Source organism: Huaxiibacter chinensis, from assembly GCF_022171985.1.
Taxonomy (GTDB): domain Bacteria; phylum Pseudomonadota; class Gammaproteobacteria; order Enterobacterales; family Enterobacteriaceae; genus Enterobacter; species Enterobacter chinensis_A.
Map to the genome: position 1 here is coordinate 1 of NZ_JAJVHF010000096.1, position 213 is coordinate 213.

General features: G+C 49.8%; 1 rRNA gene. It reads left to right on the forward strand.

The features are described from left to right. Positions 1-213, forward strand: a 23S ribosomal RNA gene (locus LZP96_RS24120); the annotation flags it as partial.

Sequence of the window (213 nt, forward strand, 5' to 3'; positions counted from 1 at the left end):
TTAATATTCCTGTACTTGGTGTTACTGCGAAGGGGGGACGGAGAAGGCTATGTTAGCCGGGCGACGGTTGTCCCGGTTTAAGCATGTAGGCGGAGATTCCAGGTAAATCCGGAATCTTTTAACGCTGAGGTGTGATGACGAGGCACTACGGTGCTGAAGTAACAAATGCCCTGCTTCCAGGAAAAGCCTCTAAGCATCAGGTAACACGAAATC